The organism is Enterobacter sp. 120016, assembly GCF_018383635.1.
GTDB classification, from domain to species: domain Bacteria; phylum Pseudomonadota; class Gammaproteobacteria; order Enterobacterales; family Enterobacteriaceae; genus Enterobacter; species Enterobacter asburiae_D.
Window position 1 is genome coordinate 1 of record NZ_JAHAWC010000020.1, and the last position, 19,220, is coordinate 19,220.

General features: G+C 58.2%; 16 protein-coding genes and 3 pseudogenes. 12 read left to right on the top strand and 7 right to left on the bottom strand.

Going from position 1 to position 19,220, the window contains the following annotated elements:
* From KIF87_RS20385 to KIF87_RS20405, 5 genes and pseudogenes are all read right to left on the bottom strand, one after another.
* Window positions 1-249: pseudogene (locus tag KIF87_RS20385) on the bottom strand (POTRA domain-containing protein); the annotation flags it as partial.
* 285 nt (window positions 250-534) lie between these two features.
* Window positions 535-927: pseudogene (locus KIF87_RS20390) on the bottom strand (GlxA family transcriptional regulator); the annotation flags it as partial.
* Window positions 914-1,324 (bottom strand): annotated as a pseudogene (locus KIF87_RS20395) (MBL fold metallo-hydrolase); the annotation flags it as partial. The pseudogenes KIF87_RS20390 and KIF87_RS20395, both read right to left, overlap by 14 nt.
* Window positions 1,325-1,447: 123 nt before the next feature.
* On the bottom strand, window positions 1,448-2,248 hold the full coding sequence (gene nlpA, locus KIF87_RS20400; RefSeq protein ID WP_213330393.1) for a lipoprotein NlpA: 801 nt from the start codon (window positions 2,246-2,248) through the stop codon (window positions 1,448-1,450).
* Window positions 2,249-2,435: 187 nt separating this feature from the next.
* On the bottom strand, window positions 2,436-3,935 hold the full coding sequence (locus tag KIF87_RS20405; protein ID WP_213330395.1) for an MDR family MFS transporter: 1,500 nt from the start codon (window positions 3,933-3,935) through the stop codon (window positions 2,436-2,438).
* A 78-nt stretch (window positions 3,936-4,013) separates the two neighbouring features.
* Between KIF87_RS20405 and KIF87_RS20410 the strand changes: the two genes are divergently transcribed.
* On the top strand, window positions 4,014-4,661 hold the full coding sequence (locus tag KIF87_RS20410) for a TetR/AcrR family transcriptional regulator (protein ID WP_032661988.1): 648 nt from the start codon (window positions 4,014-4,016) through the stop codon (window positions 4,659-4,661).
* Here the strand turns inward: KIF87_RS20410 and KIF87_RS20415 are convergent.
* On the bottom strand, window positions 4,658-5,077 hold the full coding sequence (locus KIF87_RS20415) for a GNAT family N-acetyltransferase (protein WP_213330397.1): 420 nt from the start codon (window positions 5,075-5,077) through the stop codon (window positions 4,658-4,660). The two genes, KIF87_RS20410 and KIF87_RS20415, sit on opposite strands and share 4 nt — an antisense overlap.
* A 186-nt stretch (window positions 5,078-5,263) precedes the next feature.
* On the opposite strand from KIF87_RS20415, the gene KIF87_RS20420 reads away from it, so the two are divergent.
* The 5 genes from KIF87_RS20420 (at window position 5,264) to KIF87_RS20440 (ending at window position 11,994) form a co-directional block, all read left to right on the top strand.
* A complete protein-coding gene (locus tag KIF87_RS20420) occupies window positions 5,264-5,833 on the top strand; it encodes a TetR/AcrR family transcriptional regulator (RefSeq protein WP_213330399.1) in 570 nt (189 codons plus the stop codon).
* Between the two features lie 148 nt (window positions 5,834-5,981).
* Window positions 5,982-7,103, top strand: a complete 1,122-nt coding sequence (locus KIF87_RS20425) for an efflux RND transporter periplasmic adaptor subunit (protein WP_213330401.1) — start codon at window positions 5,982-5,984, stop codon at window positions 7,101-7,103.
* A complete protein-coding gene (locus tag KIF87_RS20430) occupies window positions 7,103-10,213 on the top strand; it encodes an efflux RND transporter permease subunit (RefSeq protein WP_213330403.1) in 3,111 nt (1,036 codons plus the stop codon). Before KIF87_RS20425 ends, KIF87_RS20430 begins: the two co-directional genes overlap by 1 nt.
* Window positions 10,213-11,577 (top strand): efflux transporter outer membrane subunit, encoded by a 1,365-nt coding sequence (locus tag KIF87_RS20435; RefSeq protein ID WP_213330405.1) that lies wholly within the window; start codon window positions 10,213-10,215, stop codon window positions 11,575-11,577. Before KIF87_RS20430 ends, KIF87_RS20435 begins: the two co-directional genes overlap by 1 nt.
* Window positions 11,578-11,598: 21 nt before the next feature.
* Window positions 11,599-11,994 carry a YicS family protein gene (locus tag KIF87_RS20440; RefSeq protein WP_332908266.1) on the top strand — a complete coding sequence of 132 codons (396 nt, stop codon included), beginning with the start codon at window positions 11,599-11,601 and terminating at the stop codon, window positions 11,992-11,994.
* Between the two features lie 45 nt (window positions 11,995-12,039).
* Here the strand turns inward: KIF87_RS20440 and KIF87_RS20445 are convergent, their stop codons facing one another.
* Window positions 12,040-12,990: a LacI family DNA-binding transcriptional regulator gene (locus KIF87_RS20445; RefSeq protein WP_047646737.1), complete on the bottom strand. Its 951-nt coding sequence runs from the start codon at window positions 12,988-12,990 to the stop codon at window positions 12,040-12,042.
* A gap of 293 nt (window positions 12,991-13,283) precedes the next feature.
* On the opposite strand from KIF87_RS20445, the gene KIF87_RS20450 reads away from it, so the two are divergent.
* The 6 genes from KIF87_RS20450 to KIF87_RS20475 all read left to right on the top strand — a co-directional run bounded on the left by KIF87_RS20450 (window position 13,284) and on the right by KIF87_RS20475 (window position 19,204).
* On the top strand, window positions 13,284-13,598 hold the full coding sequence (locus KIF87_RS20450; protein WP_213330407.1) for a PTS sugar transporter subunit IIB: 315 nt from the start codon (window positions 13,284-13,286) through the stop codon (window positions 13,596-13,598).
* Window positions 13,599-13,609: 11 nt separating this feature from the next.
* On the top strand, window positions 13,610-14,935 hold the full coding sequence (locus KIF87_RS20455; protein ID WP_213330409.1) for a PTS sugar transporter subunit IIC: 1,326 nt from the start codon (window positions 13,610-13,612) through the stop codon (window positions 14,933-14,935).
* Window positions 14,936-14,952: 17 nt separating this feature from the next.
* Window positions 14,953-16,329: a 6-phospho-beta-glucosidase GmuD gene (gene gmuD, locus KIF87_RS20460; RefSeq protein WP_213330411.1), complete on the top strand. Its 1,377-nt coding sequence runs from the start codon at window positions 14,953-14,955 to the stop codon at window positions 16,327-16,329.
* A 5-nt stretch (window positions 16,330-16,334) separates the two neighbouring features.
* Window positions 16,335-16,637, top strand: coding sequence for a PTS lactose/cellobiose transporter subunit IIA (locus KIF87_RS20465; protein ID WP_213330467.1), 303 nt, complete (start codon window positions 16,335-16,337; stop codon window positions 16,635-16,637).
* Window positions 16,638-16,773: 136 nt separating this feature from the next.
* Complete coding sequence (locus KIF87_RS20470; protein ID WP_213330413.1) at window positions 16,774-18,153, top strand: carbohydrate porin; 1,380 nt, start codon at window positions 16,774-16,776, stop codon at window positions 18,151-18,153.
* 145 nt (window positions 18,154-18,298) lie between these two features.
* Window positions 18,299-19,204, top strand: coding sequence for an EamA family transporter (locus tag KIF87_RS20475; protein WP_213330415.1), 906 nt, complete (start codon window positions 18,299-18,301; stop codon window positions 19,202-19,204).
* Window positions 19,205-19,220 lie beyond the last annotated feature (16 nt).

Consider the following 19,220-nt stretch of genomic DNA (forward strand, 5'->3'; position numbering starts at 1 on the left):
TTTCGCCATATCCAGACACCGGCCCTGCCACGGCGCAACAAGGGCCTGACGGGTTTTCGGGGGGATTAAGGTCGCGCCGGAAAGGGTAATGGTATTAATGGTGAAACAGGGCCCGGTGCCGGTAACGGGCAGCGGTCTGGCGGGCGCGGGGCGAGGAATACTGCGCTCCAGCTCTTCACGCTGTTGCTGGTTCTGTAATAAAAGCTGCTGCTGTTGCTGCTGAATAGCGTCGCGATCGGCTGGCGACAAGGGGGCAGCGTTCACGCTCGCTGAAAAAAGCGCAACCGATAAGATAAAAACAATATAATTTGCTAATGAAATTATTCTTTTTTTTATTTTATTGCTATTCATCCATGCCACAAAATTTATTCGCAATTAATATTTCCGAAATATAGGAGCATTCTTAATGCGAGTATATCTAATTTGCTTTAGGGGGCATCAAAGAAAATACTTTTTCAGAAAAGTGAGAGGTTGATTAAGAAAATATGAGAAATGATTTAACTCATCCTTAAATCTTGAGTTAGCCGTAATACACTAGGCATGAAGCCGAAACGTTTTTCGCCATTCCGCGGGGCTCACCCCAAAACGCGCCTTAAACTGCTGTCGCCAGGTGACGGCGGAATTAAATCCCACCAGCTCGGCCACGCGTTCAATCGGCATATTTCCGGCTTCAAGCAGGATCTGGCTGCGCCGCAGGCGCTCGGCGGTAAGCCAGTCGGCGACGCTCATCCCCGTGGCTTTAATAAAATGACGGGTCAGGGTGCGGCGGCTCATCGAAACCACCTCCGCCAGCGAGTCCAGGCTATGCGGTTCGGTAATGTGCTGCTGTAGGTAGTCGATCAGGCAGTTAATGCGTCCGTCACGGGTATCTTTCGGAACAGGCAGGGCGATGAACTGCGCCTGTCCGCCCTCGCGGTGGGGCGTAAGCGCGATCGGTACCGTGCTGCCCGCCCTGGGTTTTCGTAATCTGAATATCGCCGAAGAAGGTCGCGTCGGTCATGACCGTCAGGTTGCTAAACCCCTGGCTGCGCAGCAGCGCGGCGTCACGGTCGTTTTGCACGTAGATCGGTTTGTCTTTGGCGATCAGCTCTGCCGCAGCGCGATCCCAGTGATCGTCATGGGTATGGGTGACGATCACCGCGTCGGCGTCCAGCAGCGTGTTCACGTCCACGGGGAGTTCGACCGTCGGGTTACGGCGTTCGGCATGCGCCGTGCCGGGAAAGCCCGGATAAGCGCCCTTCGGGGCCAGCATCGGGTCAATTAAAAGACGTTTTCCGGCGTAGGAAATCAGCTGGGTGGCGTTGCGAATATGGGTAATGTTCATGGGCTATCCTCCGGTTGGTGTGATAAGGAGGATAGCCATCCGTCACTATTGGCGCTGTGGGCTAAAGGGCGATTACCGATGGAATCGGGCCAATTGAAGACACCGCGTTTTCTGCCGGTTCCCTTACCAGCCCGGCACTGCCCCGCCGTTAAAGATCGTCTCAGCCGCTTTTGCCACTTCAGGCGACTGATACGACTGGATAAACGCCTTCACGTTCTCCGCATCCTTGTTATCTTCGCGCGTCACCACGATGTTCACGTACGGCGAGTTTTTGTCTTCAATAAAGACGCTGTCATGCACCGGCGACAGCCCGGTTTGCTGAATATAGGTAGTGCTGATGATGGCGACATCCACTTTCGGGTCGTCCAGCACCCGCGGCAGCTGCGCCCCTTCCAGCTCCATGATTTTCAGGTGCTTAGGGTTGGCGGTAATATCCAGCGCCGTCGGCAACAGCCCGGTGTCCGGCTTCAGGGTAATGAGCTTCTCTTTTTGCAACAGCAACAGCGCGCGGCCAAGGTTGGTCGGGTCGTTTGGAATGGCAATGGTTGCCCCGTCGTTCAGGTCAGACACGGATTTGATTTTGCGGGAATAGCCGGCCATCGGGAAAACAAAGGTGTTGGCCACGGCCACCAGCTTATAGCCATGCGCCTTGTTATCTTCCGCAAGGAAAGGGCGATGCTGGAAGACGTTGGCATCCAGTTCGCCCTGGTTGGTGGCATCGTTGGGCAACAGCGAGCCGCTGAAGCCGACCAGCTCCACGTCCAGGCCATATTTCTCTTTTGCCACCTTTTTGGCGACTTCCGCCACGTCCTGTTCAGCGCCGTTGATGACGCCAACCTTAATGTGTTTGGCATCATTGCTGTTTTGGTCACAGCCCGCGAGCAGCAGGCCAGTCAGGAGAAGCGCACCCAGTCGAAGTTTCACGAGACAGATCCTTTTGATAAACGTTTAGAAGACTATATCGACAACGCAACGGCTCTCTAAAAAACGAAAAGGAATCAATAAGAAGGATACGTTATATGCGGCCTATTGTCGGGTGGCGCTACGCTTACCCGACCTACGCGCGGAGGTGTTGTAGGCCATGTAAGCAAAGCGCCACCGGGCGATGGAGTCACGCCTGCCGACGCAGCGGCGCCTCACGTAAAAACCACGACAGCGCAAACGCCAGCACCATAATCCCCGCCGCCAGCAGGAATACCGCGTGGATGGCCGAGCCAAACGCATCAAGATAGTCCAGCCTCAGGGCGTCTGGCAGATGATGAATGGCGGTCGGGTTCAGCTCGCGCGGCAGTTCCGCCCCTTCAGGCAGCCTGTCGACCAGCCCTGACTGCAGAACGTTCGTGAACACCGCGCCAAACAGCGCGACGCCAATGGCCCCGCCAATAGAACGGAAGAGCGTGACGCCAGAGGTGGCTACGCCGTATTGATCCGCCGACACGCTGTTTTGCACCGCCAGCACCAGCACCTGCATCACCAGGCCCAGCCCCATGCCCAGCACGCTGGTGAAAAGGTACAGTTGCCAGGTCGGAGACGAGATAGAAATGCGGGTCAGTAAAAACACCCCCACCACGCCGAGCAGCGTGCCGAGGATCGGGAACAGACGGTATTTCCCGGTGCGGCTGATGATCCGCCCGCTGATAATGGAGGTCAGCAGCAGCCCGCCCATCAGCGGGATGAGCTGCAGGCCGGCCTGCGTTGGCGTGGCGTCTTTCACGACCTGCAGGTACAGCGGCAGGAAGGTCACCGAGCCGAACAGCGACATGCCAATGATAAAGCCAATCAGGCTGCAGAGCAGGAAGCTGCGGTCGCGGAACAGCGACAGCGGGATGATCGGCTCCCACGCCAGCCGCTCCTCATAGATAAACCCGGCAATGCCCGTCAGGCCAAAGGCCAAAATGCACCACAGCTGCGGGTCGCTCCACTGGCGAACGGTGCCGCCTTCAGTGGTAAACAGGATGATGCACAGCAGCGCCATACTGAGGTAAATCGCCCCCAGATAGTCAATCTCATGCTTGCTGCGCCGCGCGCTGCCGTGGAACACCGCACCAATCACCAGCAGGGCAAACAGCCCCAGCGGCAGGTTGATGTAGAAAATCCAGCGCCAGGAGACGTGCTGGACGATAAACCCGCCGATCAGCGGCCCAATGACCGTCGCCAGCCCGAATACGCCGCCAAACAGCCCCTGATAGCGCCCGCGATCGGCTGGCGGGATCACGTCCGCGACGGCGGCCATGCTGATGACCATTAGGCCGCCGCCGCCCAGCCCCTGCAGGGCGCGCATCAGCACCAGCTGGGTCATGTTTTGCGCCAGCCCGCACAACGCCGAGCCCAGGAGGAACAACACAATCGCGATTTGCAGGACGATTTTACGCCCAAACAGATCGCCGAACTTGCCGTACAGCGGTACCACGATGGTGGAGCTGAGAATATAGGCCGTTACCACCCAGGAGAGCTTATCCAGCCCCCCAAGTTCGCCGACGATGGTCGGCAGCGCGGTAGAGACAATGGTCTGATCCAGCGCCGAAAGCAGCATCACCAGCAACAGCGCGCTGAACAGCAGCTTAATCGACGGCGCTTTTTGCACGGTTGGGGTCATGACGTCGGATTCCATAAGAGATCGCTTGAAATTAATTAATCGCATAATTAATATTTGTGGAAGTGATGAATAAGATCAAGAGGCACCGTGGTCATGCCAGCATTAAAAGACAATTCTGAACCGCGCCGCCCCGGCCGCCCTCGCGGAGGTAAACGCGTTACCGCCAGCCGCGAACAGCTGCTGGATATCGCCCTGAACCTCTTTTCCCGTCAGGGGATCGCCAACACCTCACTCAACGCCATTGCCAAAGAGGCGGGCGTCACGCCCGCGATGCTGCACTATTACTTCAACTCCCGAGAGCAGCTGCTGGATGCGATGATTGAGGAGCGTTTTCTGCCGTTACGCGAGAGGATCGGGACGATTTTTGCCGATAACCGGGATTCGCCGGTGAACGCCCTGACGGAAATGGTCAAGGTGCTGGCCGAACTGGCAGAACAGCATCACTGGTTTGCGCCGCTGTGGATGCAGGAGGTGATTGGCGAAATGCCGGTACTGCGCACCCATCTTCAGGCGCGGTTTGGTGACGAGAAGTATCAGGCGACGCTTGCCACCATCAAAGGCTGGCAGCAGGAGGGGAAGCTGAATCAGGCGCTGGCACCGGAGCTGCTGTTTACGACCTTGCTGAGCCTGGTGCTGGTGCCGTTCTCACGCATGCGCAATGACGAGAGGCTAAAATCCCTCTCGCCGGAAATCATTGTCCGTCATGCGCTTGCCGTGATCGGCACCGGGATCGGCGGTTAAAGCGCTTTCGTCAGATAGTGCCGCTGCATGCCTTCATACGGATAATCCTGCAAAGACATCTGCAGCTGGTACCCCTGTTTTTCATAGAACGGGCGCGCCTGGAAGCTGGCGGTATCGACCAGCGCGTGCCTGCAGCCTTTGCGTCGGGCTTCCTCTTCGGCCGTTCTGATGAGCTGGCTGCCAACGCCGGATCCGCGCACGGTCTCGCTGACCCACAGAAAATCAATATTCAGCCAGTCGCCTTTACGCACCCCAATTAGCCCACCGAGCATGATGCCTTTTTCGTCCCGCACGTAAACGCCAATATCCCCGCTGAAGGTCGCCAGATCTAAAAACTGCCCGTTATACGATCTCAGCCCCGTTAATAACTCTTCTTTTTCTTCTGGCGTAACTTTTTCAGTGATGCTCAACTGCATATTGTTCTCCTTATTTTCAGCGCAATCTGAATATCTCACAGCTTCACCTTCATAAAAACTCCTTATTTCCTCCATTGTTTAACCCTGGAAATATTCATTCAATATGTAAATAAAAAAAGCCTTTCCAATACGCACCTAAAACGTATACTGAGAACGATCATTCTCATTTTTACACGGTAGCCGACGATGAGTACGAAACTGGAAGAAAGACAAAAACAACGTCAGGACGAGATCATCATCGCCGCGCGCCGCTGCTTTCGCGCCAGCGGATTTCACGCCGCCAGCATGTCGCAGATTGCCAGCGAGGCGAAGCTCAGCGTCGGGCAAATTTACCGTTATTTCAGCAACAAAGACGCGATTATCGAAGAGATGATCCGGCGAATCATCGACTCGCGCATCGAGGAGATGCAGGGTAAAACCCTGGTGGAGGGGATGCCGCAGGCGCTCGCCTGGCGACAGACCCTCAACGAAGATGACGATGCGCTGATGCTGGAAATGTCCGCCGAGGCCACGCGCAATCCGCAGGTGGCAACGATGCTGATAGAAGCCGAATCGCGCATGTTTGCCAACGCCTGCGCGCATCTGAAAAAACAGTTTCCCCACCTGAGCGACGAGCATATTCGCTGCTGCGTGGAGATTACCGCAGTGATGATTGAGGGGACGATTTATCGTCGACTCACGCCATTAAAAGTCCCGTCAGAACAATTAGAACCTCTTTATCAGGATATTTTAAATATGCTTTTCTCTGCGAAGTAATCGCATATGAATAATTAGCGGGAATAAGTAATTCCCCATTTTTACATTTCTGGCTCAGCCAGAGATGCGGTATCGCTGTGTCTTTAAATAGCCCTCCTCCCTGTTAAGCGATTAACAGGGCAGGCATCGTTCACCCTGGAAAAAGATTATGAAAACCATAACAACCTCCATCGCGGCATTACTCCTCCTGACAGGGTGCGATAATGCGCAAACATCTGCTCCCCAGCGTCCTCTTCCGGATGTGGGAATTGTCACCCTCATGAGCCAGCCTGTGTCCGTCGTCAGCGAGCTGACGGGCCGCACCACCGCCGCCATGAGCGCCGAAGTGCGCCCGCAGGTGGGCGGCATTATTCAGAAGCGGCTGTTCACCGAAGGCGATACCGTTAAAGCCGGACAGGCGCTGTATCAAATTGACCCTTCCAGCTACCGCGCTGCCTACGATGAAGCCGCCGCCGCGCTGAAGCAGGCGCAGGCGCTGGTGCAGGCCGACTGCCAGAAGGCCCAGCGCTATGCGCAGCTGGTGAAAGACGACGGCGTGTCGCGTCAGGACGCAGAGGACGCGAAGTCCACCTGCGCGCAGGACAAGGCCAGCGTCGAGTCAAAGAAGGCCGCGCAGGAGAGCGCGCGCATTAACCTCAACTGGACCACCGTCACCGCACCGATTGCCGGACGCATCGGCATCTCCTCCGTCACGCCCGGCGCGCTGGTGACCGCCCAGCAGGATACCGCGCTCGCCACCGTTCGCGGACTGGACAGCATGTACGTCGATCTCACCCGTTCCAGCGCCGATCTGCTGCGTTTACGTAAGCAAACCCTTGCCACTAACAGCGATACGCTAAGCGTGTCGTTAATCCTCGAAGACGGCAGCACCTACAGCGAGAAAGGCCGTCTGGCGTTAACCGAAGTGGCGGTGGATGAATCGACCGGCTCGGTCACGCTGCGCGCCGTCTTCCCGAACCCGCAGCATCAGCTCCTGCCGGGCATGTTCGTTCGCGCCAGGGTGGATGAAGGCGTCATGAGCGACGCGATCCTCGCCCCGCAGCAGGGCATCACCCGCGACGCCAAAGGCGCCGCCACCGCGCTGGTGGTAAACGCCAGCAGCAAGGTCGAGCAGCGTCAGCTGGAGACGGGCGACACCTACGGCGACAAATGGCTGGTGCTGAGCGGCCTGAAGGCGGGCGATAAGCTGATTGTGGAAGGCACCGACAAGGTGGCCGCCGGGCAGGAAGTGAAAGCCGAAGAGATGAAAGCCAGCGGAGGAAACGCCTGATGTTTTCCCGTTTCTTCGTGCGTCGCCCGGTCTTTGCCTGGGTTATCGCCATTCTTATCATGCTCGCCGGGATGCTGGCGATCCGCACGCTGCCGGTAGCGCAGTACCCGGACGTCGCCCCGCCGTCGATCAAAATCTCCGCTACCTACACCGGCGCCTCAGCGCAGACGCTGGAAAACAGCGTGACGCAGGTGATCGAGCAGCAGCTCACCGGGCTGGATAACCTGCTCTACTTCACCTCCACCAGCAGCTCGGACGGGTCGGTAAGCATCAACGTCACCTTCGAGCAGGGAACCGATCCGGACACTGCCCAGGTGCAGGTGCAGAACAAGGTCCAGCAGGCAGAATCCCGCCTGCCGACCGAGGTGCAGCAGTCCGGCATTACCGTCGAGAAATCGCAGAGCAACTTCCTGCTGATCATGGGCGTGTACGATAAAACCGACGCCGCCAGCAGCTCGGATATCGCCGACTGGCTGGTGAGCAATATGCAGGACCCGCTGGCGCGCGTGGAGGGCGTTGGCAGCCTGCAGGTGTTCGGTGCGGAATATGCGATGCGCATCTGGCTCGACCCGGCGAAGCTGGCGTCCTATTCGCTGATGCCGTCCGACGTGCAGAGCGCGATTGAAGCCCAGAACGTGCAGGTCTCCGCCGGTAAAATCGGCGCGCTGCCCTCGTCGAACGCCCAGCAGCTGACCGCCACCGTCCGCGCCCAGTCGCGCCTGCAAACGGTGGATCAGTTCAAAAACATCATCGTGAAGAGCCAGCCCAGCGGCGCGGTCGTGCACATCAGCGACGTTGCCCGCGTGGAGATGGGCAGCGAAGATTATACCGCCACCGCGAAGCTGAACGGCCACCCGGCGGCGGGTATGGCGGTGATGCTTTCACCGGGCGCAAACGCGCTCAACACTGCGACGGCGGTAAAAGACAAGATTGCTGAGTTCAAAAAGTTGATGCCGGAAGGCTACGACGTGGCCTACCCGAAAGACAGCACCGAGTTCATCAAGATCTCCGTTGAGGACGTGATTCAGACCCTGTTCGAAGCCATTATCCTCGTGGTGGTGGTGATGTACCTGTTCCTGCAAAACATCCGCGCGACGCTGATCCCGGCGCTGGCGGTGCCTGTCGTTCTGCTGGGCACCTTCGGCGTGCTGGCGCTGTTCGGCTACTCCATCAACACCCTGACGCTGTTTGCGATGGTGCTGGCGATTGGGCTCCTGGTGGATGACGCCATCGTGGTGGTGGAAAACGTCGAGCGTATTATGCGCGACGAGGGCCTGCCCGCCCGGGAAGCCACCGAGAAATCGATGGGTGAAATCTCCGGCGCGCTGGTCGCCATTGCGCTGGTGCTCTCTGCGGTATTCCTGCCGATGGCCTTCTTCGGCGGCTCCACCGGGGTGATTTACCGTCAGTTCTCGGTCACCATTATCTCAGCGATGCTCCTCTCCGTGGTGGTGGCGTTGACCCTGACGCCCGCGCTGTGCGGTTCGATTCTGAGCCACACGGCGCCGCACAAAAAGGGCTTCTTCGGCGCGTTTAACCGCTTCTACAGCAAGACCGAGCGCGGCTATCAGAACAAGATCCTGCGCGCTCTGCGCCGTTCCGGCGGCATGCTGGTCATCTATGCCCTGCTCTGCGGCGCAATGGGCTTCGCCATGCTTAAGCTGCCGGGCAGCTTCCTGCCGACGGAAGATCAGGGCGAAATCATGGTGCAGTACACCCTGCCGGCCGGCGCAACGACGGTACGTACCGCCGAAGTCAGCCGCCAGGTGCGCGAATGGTTCCTCACGAAAGAGAAAGCCAACACCAACGTTATTTTCACCATTGAGGGCTTCAGCTTCAGCGGCAGCGGCCAGAACGCCGGGATGGCGTTTGTCTCCCTGAAAAACTGGTCAGAGCGTAAAGGCGATGAGAATACCGCTCAGGCCATCGCCCTGCGCGCCACGCAGGAGCTAAGCACCATCCGCGATGCAACCATCTTTGCCATGACGCCGCCTGCGGTGGACGGCCTGGGCCAGAGCAACGGCTTTACCTTTGAGCTGATGGCCAGCGGCGGCACCGACCGCGACGCGCTGCTCAAACTGCGTAACCAGCTGATTGGTGAAGCCAACCAGGACAGCTCGCTGCACGCCGTGCGCGCCAACGATCTGCCGCAGATGCCGCAGCTTCAGGTGGATATCGACAACAACAAGGCCGTGTCGCTGGGGCTGTCCCTGGGCGACGTCACCGACACCCTCTCCAGCGCCTGGGGCGGGACCTACGTGAACGATTTTATCGACCGCGGCCGCGTGAAAAAGGTCTACATCCAGGGCGACAGCGACTATCGCGCCGTGCCGTCGGATCTCAACAAATGGTATGTGCGCGGCAGCGACAGCACCATGACCCCTTTCTCCGCCTTCGCCACCACCCGCTGGGAGTATGGTCCGGAAAGCCTGGTGCGCTACAACGGCTCGGCGGCGTATGAGATTCAGGGCGAAAACGCCAGCGGCGCAAGCTCCGGCACGGCGATGAGCAAAATGGAGCAGCTGGCGAATAATCTGCCGTCCGGCAGCACCTGGGCGTGGAGCGGTTTGTCGCTGCAGGAAAAACTGGCGAGCGGTCAGGCGATGAGCCTCTATGCCCTCTCCATCCTGGTGGTGTTCCTGTGCCTGGCGGCGCTGTATGAGAGCTGGTCAGTGCCGATTTCGGTCATTCTGGTGATCCCGCTTGGCGTGCTGGGCGCGGCCGTGGCCGCCTCCCTGCGCGGCCTGAACAACGACGTCTATTTCCAAGTAGCGCTGCTCACCACCATCGGCCTGTCGTCGAAGAACGCCATCCTGATTGTGGAATTCGCCGAAGCCAAAGTAGCGGAAGGGTACTCCCTGACGCGCGCCGCGCTGCGTGCCGCCCAGACGCGCCTGCGGCCGATCGTCATGACCTCGCTGGCGTTTATCGCAGGGGTGACGCCGCTGGCCGTGGCAACTGGGGCTGGCGCCAACAGCCGCGTGGCAATTGGTACCGGCATTATCGGCGGGACGCTGGCCGCGACGCTGCTGGCGATCTTCTTCGTCCCCTTATTCTTTGTACTGGTGAAACGTCTGTTCTCCGGTAAACACGCGAACCGGAGGTCATAATGTTTCGTGTATCTATTTTAGCGTTAGCCCTGCTGAGCGCAGGCTGCGTGTCGTTAGATCCAACGTATCAACGCCCGGACGCCCCCGTCCCGGCAACTTTGCCCGGCGCGCACGGCGAAGCCACCGCCGTGGTGAGCCAGTGGCAGCAGGTAATGAACGACGCGCGTCTGAAAAGCGTGGTGACGATGGCGCTGAACAGCAACCGCGACGTGCAAAAAGCGATTGCGGATATCGATGCCGCCCGCGCCCAGTACGGTGAAACGCGCTCGTCCCTGTTCCCGACGGTGGACGCCGAGCTGAGCCATACACGCAGCCGCACGCTGGCGAGCGGCGTGACCACCAGCGACGAAGCCAACGGCGCGGTCTCCAGCTTCGAGCTGGATCTGTTTGGCCGCAACCAGAGCCTCTCCCGCGCCGCGCGTGAAACCTGGCTTGCCAGCGAGTTCACCGCGCAGAACACGCGCCTGACGATGGTTAGCGAGCTGACCACGGCCTGGGTGACGCTGGCGGCGGATAACAGCAACCTGGCGCTGGCGGAATCCACGATGGAGAGCGCCGCGAACTCACTCAAGATTGTGAAGCGCCAGCAGGAAGTGGGCGTTGCGGCGGCGACGGACGTCAGCGAAGCGATGGCGGTTTACCAGCAGGCGCGCGCCAGCGTGGCGAGCTACCGGACGCTGGTGATGCAGGACAAAAATGCCCTCAATCTGCTGGCGGGCGATACGGTGCCGGAGAACCTGCTGCCCGGCACGCTCGAGAGCCTGAGCGATAACGCCATCACGCTGATCCCGGCGGGCGTCAGCTCCAGCGCGCTGCTGCGCCGCCCGGACATTCAGGAGGCGGAACATAACCTGCTGAGCGCCAACGCCAATATCGGCGCGGCGCGCGCCAACTTCTTCCCGACCATTTCACTGACCGCCAGCGCGGGCGTCGGCAGCGATTCGCTCTCATCTCTGTTCAGCCACGGGATGAAGGTCTGGTCGTTCGCGCCGTCCATCACCCTGCCGCTGTTCAGCGGCGGGAACAACCTGGCGCAGCTGCGCTACGCGGAAGCGGAGAAGAAGGGGCTGATCGCCACCTATGAGAAAGCCATCCAGAGCGCGTTTAAGGACGTGGCCGACGCGCTGGCGCGACGTGAAACCCTGAGCGAGCAGCTCGACGCCCAGCGCGAATACGTGGCGGCGGAGCAGAAAACGCTGGACGTGGCAACGCGCAGCTATAAGGCGGGCGCGGGAGATTATCTGACGGTACTGACCGCGCAGCGGTCGCTGTGGTCGGCGCAGGAATCGCTGATTGCGCTGCAGCAAACCGACCTGGAGAACCGCATCACGCTGTGGCAGTCGCTGGGCGGGGGGATCCAGTAACCTTATCGGTGGGCGATTCTCATGCGCAGAAAAGAGAAAATCATACTTTCGGCTGGAATCGCTACACTGAATGTAACGATATATTTCATGGGAAGCATGTGTCTCTTAAAGGGGGTTTCGATGAAAGCTGCGCACCTGGTCTGCCTGCTGGTTTGTCTGCTCTTCGCCGCGTTTGTCCATGCTCAGGAAAAGGAGGATCCGGCGAAAGAGGCGCAAATAAAGCAGCAGGTCCTGAAAGATATTAAGAAAACCTGTACGCCACAGAAAAAGCAGAGCGATAAGGCCTGGCAGGAGATGATTTTGTCGTCCGAGGCCAATCAGCTGCTGATCAAAAACGCCATTACCGCCGTGAAGCGCGACAACCTGGACGCCTACTGGGCGGCGGTGGGTCAGGTGGATTGTCTGGAAGATTATTGAGTTCTCGCCGGGTGGCGCTGCGCTTACCCGGCCTACACAACATTTTTAGCGCTTACGCATGTCCGGGATAATTAAATCCCCCCGCAGAACGTAGGATCCGAGCATCTGCGTTTTCTCCGTCAGCCAGCTCACGATGCGCGCCGCCATCGCGTCCATGGAATATTCAATCGCCGGGATCACCGGAATGCCCGGCAGGTGCAGCGATCCGGCAAGGCTGAAGACCATAATGTCGTCCGGCACGGATTTATTGAACGCCTGCAGCTGCGGGATCACCCGCTGGGCTTCCTGCTCGTCCGCCACCAGCAGCGCGTTGAAATTCAGGGTGCTGGCGTTGTTAAGCAGCTCCTGCAGCGCAACGGATGAGGAGGTGGCGTCCATAAAGACCAGGCTGCGATTGAAGGGCAGGAAATTTTTCTCCAGCGCATGCTTGTAGCCGAGCAGCACCTGGTCAGCAAAACCGCTGCCGTGCGGGTGGATCAGCGCAATCTGGCGACGCCCCTGGCTGGTGAGGTAGTTACAGGCGGTTTCGGCGGCAAAGGCGTGATCGAACTGGATGCTGTTGGAATTATCAGACTCCATGCAGTCCACCAAAATGACGTTGTCCATATCCACGTCCAGCGGGAAACGGGCGCCAATCACCAGGATATCGTCACACAGGCCGCAGGAGAGTTCTTCAAGGGCGTGCATCACTTCCGCTTTGCTGTGCGCGAAGCGCAGCAGGAGGTGTTTTTGATGCTGGCTGAGCTGTTTTTCCAGCGCGTAGAGATAACCGGTGGTCTGGTTAATGTTTTCCTGCGCGCAAATGACCCCGATACAGCCCGTCGACTGGCTCAGCAGCGACTGGGCAATCACGTTAGGCCGGTAGTTCAGCTCATCCACCGCTTTCAGTACGGCCTGACGGCTGGCTTCCTTTACGCCACGCGACCCGCTCAACACTCGCGATACCGTGGCTTTAGATACCCCGGCAAGACGTGATACATCATTGATTGTCGACATCTCTTTCCCCTGACAGGCTTACCTCGCGCCTGCAAATTCCATGACCGCTTCGGCTCACATTATAGCCAGAACGGAGTATATCCGTTTCCGTTTTCCATGGAAACCGATTTTCCGTTTCCACTCAAAATGATGTCAAAACAGCCAAATTATGTGATGCACATCCGGTTAATTAGCCTCATAAGTAAGGGATCTTGATGGGTATCACACTTCTGTCTTTTATGAATGGAAACCGGTTTCCGTATAATGTCCAATCATCCTCGCAATAACTTTTTACATTTAGAGGATGGTTGTCGATGTTCAAGATTATGCTGTGCTGCTCTGCCGGGATGTCCACCAGCCTGCTGGTCAGCAAAATGGTCGATATCGCGAAAGAACGTGGTTTGCCGGTGAAGATTGATGCGTACGGTGTTTCCGAATTTGATACGCAGTTTCCGCAATACCAGGTTGTCCTTCTCGGACCGCAAGTGAAATACATGTTAAAGACGCTCTCAGACAAGGCGGCGACGCAAGGCATTCCGGTACAGCCCATCGACATGATGGACTACGGCATGCAGCGTGGCGATAAAGTACTGGACTATGCTCTGTCGCTCATCGAAGCGGCACACTAAAAGGTGTTCACATGAGTTCGTTATATCAATCCATGGTCGCGGTGATTGAGCAGTCAATTACCCCGCTGGCCGCCAAGCTGGGCCAGCAAAAGTATGTGATTGCCATCCGCGACGGCTTTACCGCCGCGCTGCCGTTTATGATCATCGGCTCGTTTATGCTGGTGTTCATCTTCCCGCCGTTCTCGGCGGATACCACCAACAGCTTCGCCCGCGGCTGGCTGGATTTCTCCCAGACCTATCGCGAACAGCTGATGCTGCCGTTTAACCTCAGCATGGGCGTGATGACCTTCTTCATCTCGGTGGGAATTGGGGCAAGCCTGGGGCGTCAGTTTAACCTCGACCCGGTGATGTCCGGCCTGCTGGCCTTTATGGCCTTCCTGCTGGTCGCCGCGCCGTATGCCGATGGCAAAATCTCGACCCAGTATCTCTCAGGACAGGGGATTTTTACCGCGCTGATCACCGCCATCTACTCCACCCGCGTCTATGCGTGGCTGAAGCAGAACAACGTGACCATCCGCCTGCCGAAAGAAGTGCCCACCGGCGTGGCGCGCTCGTTTGAGATCCTGATCCCGGTGATGGTGGTGATCGGCACGCTGCACCCGCTGAACCTGTTCATCGAAGCGCAGACCGGAATGATCATCCCGCAGGCCATCATGCACCTGCTGGAGCCGCTGGTGTCCGCCTCTGACTCACTGCCCGCCATTCTGCTCTCCGTGCTGCTGTGCCAGATTTTCTGGTTCGCCGGTATTCACGGCTCGCTGATTGTCACCGGCATCATGAACCCGTTCTGGATGGCGAACCTCTCCGCAAACCAGGCAGCGCTGGCGGCCGGCGCGGCGCTGCCGCACGTTTACCTGCAGGGCTTCTGGGATCACTACCTGCTGATTGGCGGCGTAGGCTCCACGCTGCCGCTGGCGTTCCTGCTGCTGCGCAGCCGCGTTACCCACCTGCGCACCATCGGCAAAATGGGCGTGGTGCCAAGCTTCTTTAACATCAACGAGCCGATTCTGTTCGGCGCGCCGATCATCATGAACCCGATGCTGTTTATCCCGTTCGTATGCGTTCCGCTGGTCAACGCCTGCCTGGCGTACGGCGCAACCAGGCTCGGCTGGCTGGCGCAGGTTGTGTCGTTGACCCCGTGGACCACCCCTGCACCGATTGGCGCCTCATGGGCGGCAAACTGGGCGCTCAGCCCGGTGGTGATGTGCCTGGTCTGTATGGTGATGTCCGCGCTGATGTACCTGCCGTTCCTGCGAGCCTATGAGCGTACGCTCATCAAAAACGAAGAGCAGAAAGCTCAGGCGACCGTCGGTAACGCTGAAGCCGCCAGCAATTAAGTCAAAGAGGAAGAGCCATGAAATACGCATTTCCCGATAGCTTCTGGTGGGGCAGCGCGAGCTCCGCTCTCCAGACGGAAGGGGCAAGAGAGGGGGAAACCACGTGGGATTACTGGTTTGCCCGCGAGCCGAACCGTTTTCACAACGGCGTGGGGCCGCAGCAGACCTCCACGTTTTATGAGCACTGGAAAACGGACATTCAGCTGTTAAAGCAGCTGAACCACAACAGCTTTCGCACCTCGATTAGCTGGGCGCGCCTGATCCCCGACGGTATCGGTGAAGTGAACCCGGAGGCGGTCGATTTTTACAATCAGGTCATTGATGAGCTGAATGAACAGGGCATCACGCCGTTTATCACCCTGTTCCACTTCGACATGCCGATGGCGATGCAGGAAATCGGCGGCTGGGAAAACCGCGACGTGGTGGAGGCCTACGCCCGCTATGCGCAGATTTGCTTCGAGCTGTTTGGCGATCGCGTGCTGCACTGGTTTACCTTCAACGAGCCCATCGTCCCGGTGGAGGGCGGTTATCTGTACGACTTCCACTATCCGAACGTGGTGGATTTTCGTCGGGCGGCCACTGCGGCGTACCACACCGTGCTGGCCCACGCGAAGGCGGTTCAGGCTTACCGCGCCGGGCATTACGCGGGGGAGATTGGCATCGTGCTGAACCTGACGCCGTCGTACCCGCGCTCGCAGAACCCGGCAGACGTGAAGGCGGCGCACATCGCGGACCTGATGTTTAACCGCAGCTTCCTTGACCCGGTCCTGCGGGGGGAATACCCGGCGGACCTGGTCGCGCTGCTGAAATCCTACGATCAATTACCCGCCTGTAAACCGGAAGACGGTTTCCTGATTGCGGAAGGGAAAATCGACCTGCTCGGCGTGAACTACTATCAGCCGCGTCGCGTGAAGTGTCGCGACAGCGCGGTGAACCCGCAGGCGCCGTTTATGCCGGAGTGGTTCTTTGATAACTACGAGATGCCGGGCCGCAAGATGAACCCGTACCGCGGCTGGGAAATCTACGAGCCGGGTATTTACGATATTCTGGTCAACCTGCGCGACAATTACGGCAACCCTCGCTGCTTTATTTCTGAAAACGGCATGGGTGTCGAAAATGAGCAGCGCTTTATTGAAAACGGCCAGATTAACGATCGGTACCGCATTGATTTTATTTCCGAACATTTAGCCTGGCTGCATAAGGGTATTAGCGAAGGGTGCAATTGTCTTGGCTACCATATGTGGACGTTTATTGATAACTGGTCGTGGTGCAACGCGTATAAAAATCGCTACGGGTTTATCCAGCTCGATTTAAAGACGCAGCAGCGCACCATCAAAAAAAGCGGAGAGTGGTTTGCGGCCACCGCCTTAAATAATAGTTTTGAAAAAGAGTAATGATGATGATCGCACTAGAAGAAGCCGTAATGGAAATTATCGTCAATGCCGGACAGTCCCGCAGCCTGTGCTTTGAAGCGCTGCACGCGGCGCGTCAGGGCAACATTGACGAGGCCAAAACCCTGCTGCGCGAAGCCGACGGCTACGCGCGCCAGGCGCACAAGATGCAGACCAAACTGATCGAGCAGGATGCGGGCGAAGGCCGCCAGCCGATGACGTTAATCATGGTGCACGCGCAGGATCATTTAATGAATTCCTTATTAGCGCGTGAATTATCGGAAGAAATTATTCATTTATATCAGAGATAGTCTATGGCGAAATAATTACTGTAATACCTCTGCACCCTAAATAGAGATCCACTTGTTCTGATGATAGCGACATACTCTGTCAGATCGGAGCGGGATGGTTATTGTCTGAATAAAATTAAACTATATTGAGATAACCATGAATACGATTAAAAAACTTCCATTAACCATGGCGGTTATCGCCGCGCTTTGCCCAATTTCCGTGCTCGCGCAAGAATTCACCCAGGAGCAAATCGACGCCATTGTGGCGAAAGCGGTGGATAAAGCCCTGGCCGAACGTCAGGCTAAAATGGATGCGGCGGTCGCCAAAAAAGCGGACGTGGTCACCGAGCCGCAAAGCGCGGCGCAGTCCCCCGATATGGCGATCCCGTTCGGGATTAAATTTACCGGCTACGCCCGCTACGGCGCGCACTTCCAGGCCGCCGATCAGAAATACGTGGCGGTGGACGGCTCCTACAACGGCGCGTCCGCCATTGGTCGTCTGGGTAACGAAGGCAACGGCGGGGAATTCCAGCTCTCCAAGGCCTTCAAGGGTGAAAACGGCGCCATCTGGGACATCAACGTGATGATCGACCACTGGGGCGACGAAGTTAACCTGAAAAAAGCCTACGCGGGGGTGACCAACATTATGGCCTCCAACCCGAACGCCTATTTCTGGGCCGGCCGTGACTTCCACCAGCGTCCGCAGCAGGGCATCAACGATTACTTCTGGATGAACCACGACGGCCAGGGCGCCGGGGTGAAGAACTTCGACATCGGCGGCGTGCAGTTCGACGTGGCCGCCGTCGCGGCGGTGGAATCCTGTAGCCCGGAAGTGATGGAAGACGAAGCGAACCCGTCGCGCATCACCTGTACCGGCGGTTCCGGCACGGGCGACAAAGGCAACTACGCCGCAACCTCAAAAATCCACGGCATGAAGCTCGGCCCGATCGACGTGGAGCTGTACGCCAACTACGGCTTTGACTCCAAGGCGGTGGAGAGCAATGAGCGTCTGAACGCCTGGCAGGGCGGCGTGGTGCTGAGCCACACCAACGACAGCGGCGTGAACAAGGTGATTGCCCGCTACTCCGATAACGCGGACAACAGCGTGTTCAACAAAACCGAGGATCTGACCACGGTCTACGCCAGCTTCGAAGGGCTGTACAAATTCACCCAGGCGACGCAGGTGGAGTACATCCTCGCCTTCCACGACTACGACAACAGCCGCGATAAGACAGACAACCGTAAGAACTACAACGCCATCGTGCGCCCAATGCACTGGTGGAACGACGTTCACTCCACCTGGCTGGAAGCGGGCTGGCAGCATGTTGATTACGACAACGGCGGCGACAACAAGGGCTGGAAGTTGACCCTGTCGCAGAACATGTCTATCGCCATGGGGCCGGAGTTCCGCCCGATGCTGCGCTTCTACGTGACCGGCGGCAAGGTGGATAACGCACGCACCGCGCGCGTGAACGGCACCAAAGACGAAACGCTCGACGACTTCAACGTCGGCGCGATGTGGGAGGCGTGGTTCTAAGGTAAAAGCAAAACGGCAACGTAACGTTGCCGTTTTTAGTGTTTGCTCCCTCTCCCCGTGGGAGAGGGCCGGGGTGAGGGCATCAGGCCGCACACAACCATGCTATGCTGTTGACCGAATTAACGACAACATAGCAGGGGAGAACATGGGTTCCACACGCAAAGGGATGCTAAACGTCCTGATCGCCGCCGTTTTATGGGGCAGTTCAGGCGTTTGCGCGCAGTACATCATGGAGAAAAGCCACATTTCTTCGCCTTACCTGACCATGGTTCGCCTGCTGTTTACCGGCGTGATCCTGCTGACGCTCTCCTTCGTTCACGGCGACAAGATTTTCTCGGTCATCAAGCATCGCAAAGACGCCCTCAGCCTGCTGATTTTCTCGCTGGTCGGCGCGCTCACCGTGCAGCTCACCTTCCTGCTGACGATCGAAAAATCCAACGCGGCGACCGCCACCGTGCTGCAGTTTCTGTCGCCGACGATTATCGTGGCGTGGTTCGCGCTGGCGCGGAAAAAGCGCCCCGGCGTGTTTGTCCTATCGGCCATCATGACGTCGCTTATCGGCACCTTCCTGCTGGTGACCCACGGCGACCCGACGTCGCTCTCCATCTCGCCTGCCGCGCTGTTCTTCGGCATCGCCTCGGCGTTTGCCGCCGCGTTTTACACCAGCTATCCGTCAACGCTGATCGCCCGCTACGGCACGCTGCCGATTGTCGGCTGGAGCATGTTGATTGCCGGGTTAATGCTGACGCCGTTCTACGCCGGACGCGGAACCACGTTCGTGATTGACGGCAGCCTGCTGCTGGCGTTTTTCTATCTGGTGGTGATTGGCACCGCGCTGACGTTCAGTCTGTACCTGAAAGGCGCACAGATGATCGGCGGACCGAAGGCGAGCATCCTGAGCTGCGCCGAGCCGCTGAGCAGCGCGTTACTGTCGGTGATTTTGCTGGGCGTGGCGTTCACCCTGCCGGACTGGCTGGGGACGCTGCTGATTGTGTCGTCGGTGGTGCTGATTTCGATGGATTCGCGGAGAAGGGTTAAGGCATCGGCGTAGCCTGATGCCCTCACCC

What these genes read in the sequence shown, in the direction of transcription:
- KIF87_RS20405 (WP_213330395.1), bottom strand. Translation starts at nt 3,935, where the DNA reads ATGGAATCCGACGTCATGACCCCAACCGTGCAAAAAGCGCCGTCGATT.
- KIF87_RS20410 (WP_032661988.1), top strand. Translation starts at nt 4,014, where the DNA reads ATGCCAGCATTAAAAGACAATTCTGAACCGCGCCGCCCCGGCCGCCCT.
- KIF87_RS20415 (WP_213330397.1), bottom strand. Translation starts at nt 5,077, where the DNA reads ATGCAGTTGAGCATCACTGAAAAAGTTACGCCAGAAGAAAAAGAAGAG.
- KIF87_RS20420 (WP_213330399.1), top strand. Translation starts at nt 5,264, where the DNA reads ATGAGTACGAAACTGGAAGAAAGACAAAAACAACGTCAGGACGAGATC.
- KIF87_RS20425 (WP_213330401.1), top strand. Translation starts at nt 5,982, where the DNA reads ATGAAAACCATAACAACCTCCATCGCGGCATTACTCCTCCTGACAGGG.
- KIF87_RS20430 (WP_213330403.1), top strand. Translation starts at nt 7,103, where the DNA reads ATGTTTTCCCGTTTCTTCGTGCGTCGCCCGGTCTTTGCCTGGGTTATC.
- KIF87_RS20435 (WP_213330405.1), top strand. Translation starts at nt 10,213, where the DNA reads ATGTTTCGTGTATCTATTTTAGCGTTAGCCCTGCTGAGCGCAGGCTGC.
- KIF87_RS20440 (WP_332908266.1), top strand. Translation starts at nt 11,599, where the DNA reads ATGCGCAGAAAAGAGAAAATCATACTTTCGGCTGGAATCGCTACACTG.
- KIF87_RS20445 (WP_047646737.1), bottom strand. Translation starts at nt 12,990, where the DNA reads ATGTCGACAATCAATGATGTATCACGTCTTGCCGGGGTATCTAAAGCC.
- KIF87_RS20450 (WP_213330407.1), top strand. Translation starts at nt 13,284, where the DNA reads ATGTTCAAGATTATGCTGTGCTGCTCTGCCGGGATGTCCACCAGCCTG.
- KIF87_RS20455 (WP_213330409.1), top strand. Translation starts at nt 13,610, where the DNA reads ATGAGTTCGTTATATCAATCCATGGTCGCGGTGATTGAGCAGTCAATT.
- gmuD (WP_213330411.1), top strand. Translation starts at nt 14,953, where the DNA reads ATGAAATACGCATTTCCCGATAGCTTCTGGTGGGGCAGCGCGAGCTCC.
- KIF87_RS20465 (WP_213330467.1), top strand. Translation starts at nt 16,335, where the DNA reads ATGATCGCACTAGAAGAAGCCGTAATGGAAATTATCGTCAATGCCGGA.
- KIF87_RS20470 (WP_213330413.1), top strand. Translation starts at nt 16,774, where the DNA reads ATGAATACGATTAAAAAACTTCCATTAACCATGGCGGTTATCGCCGCG.
- KIF87_RS20475 (WP_213330415.1), top strand. Translation starts at nt 18,299, where the DNA reads ATGGGTTCCACACGCAAAGGGATGCTAAACGTCCTGATCGCCGCCGTT.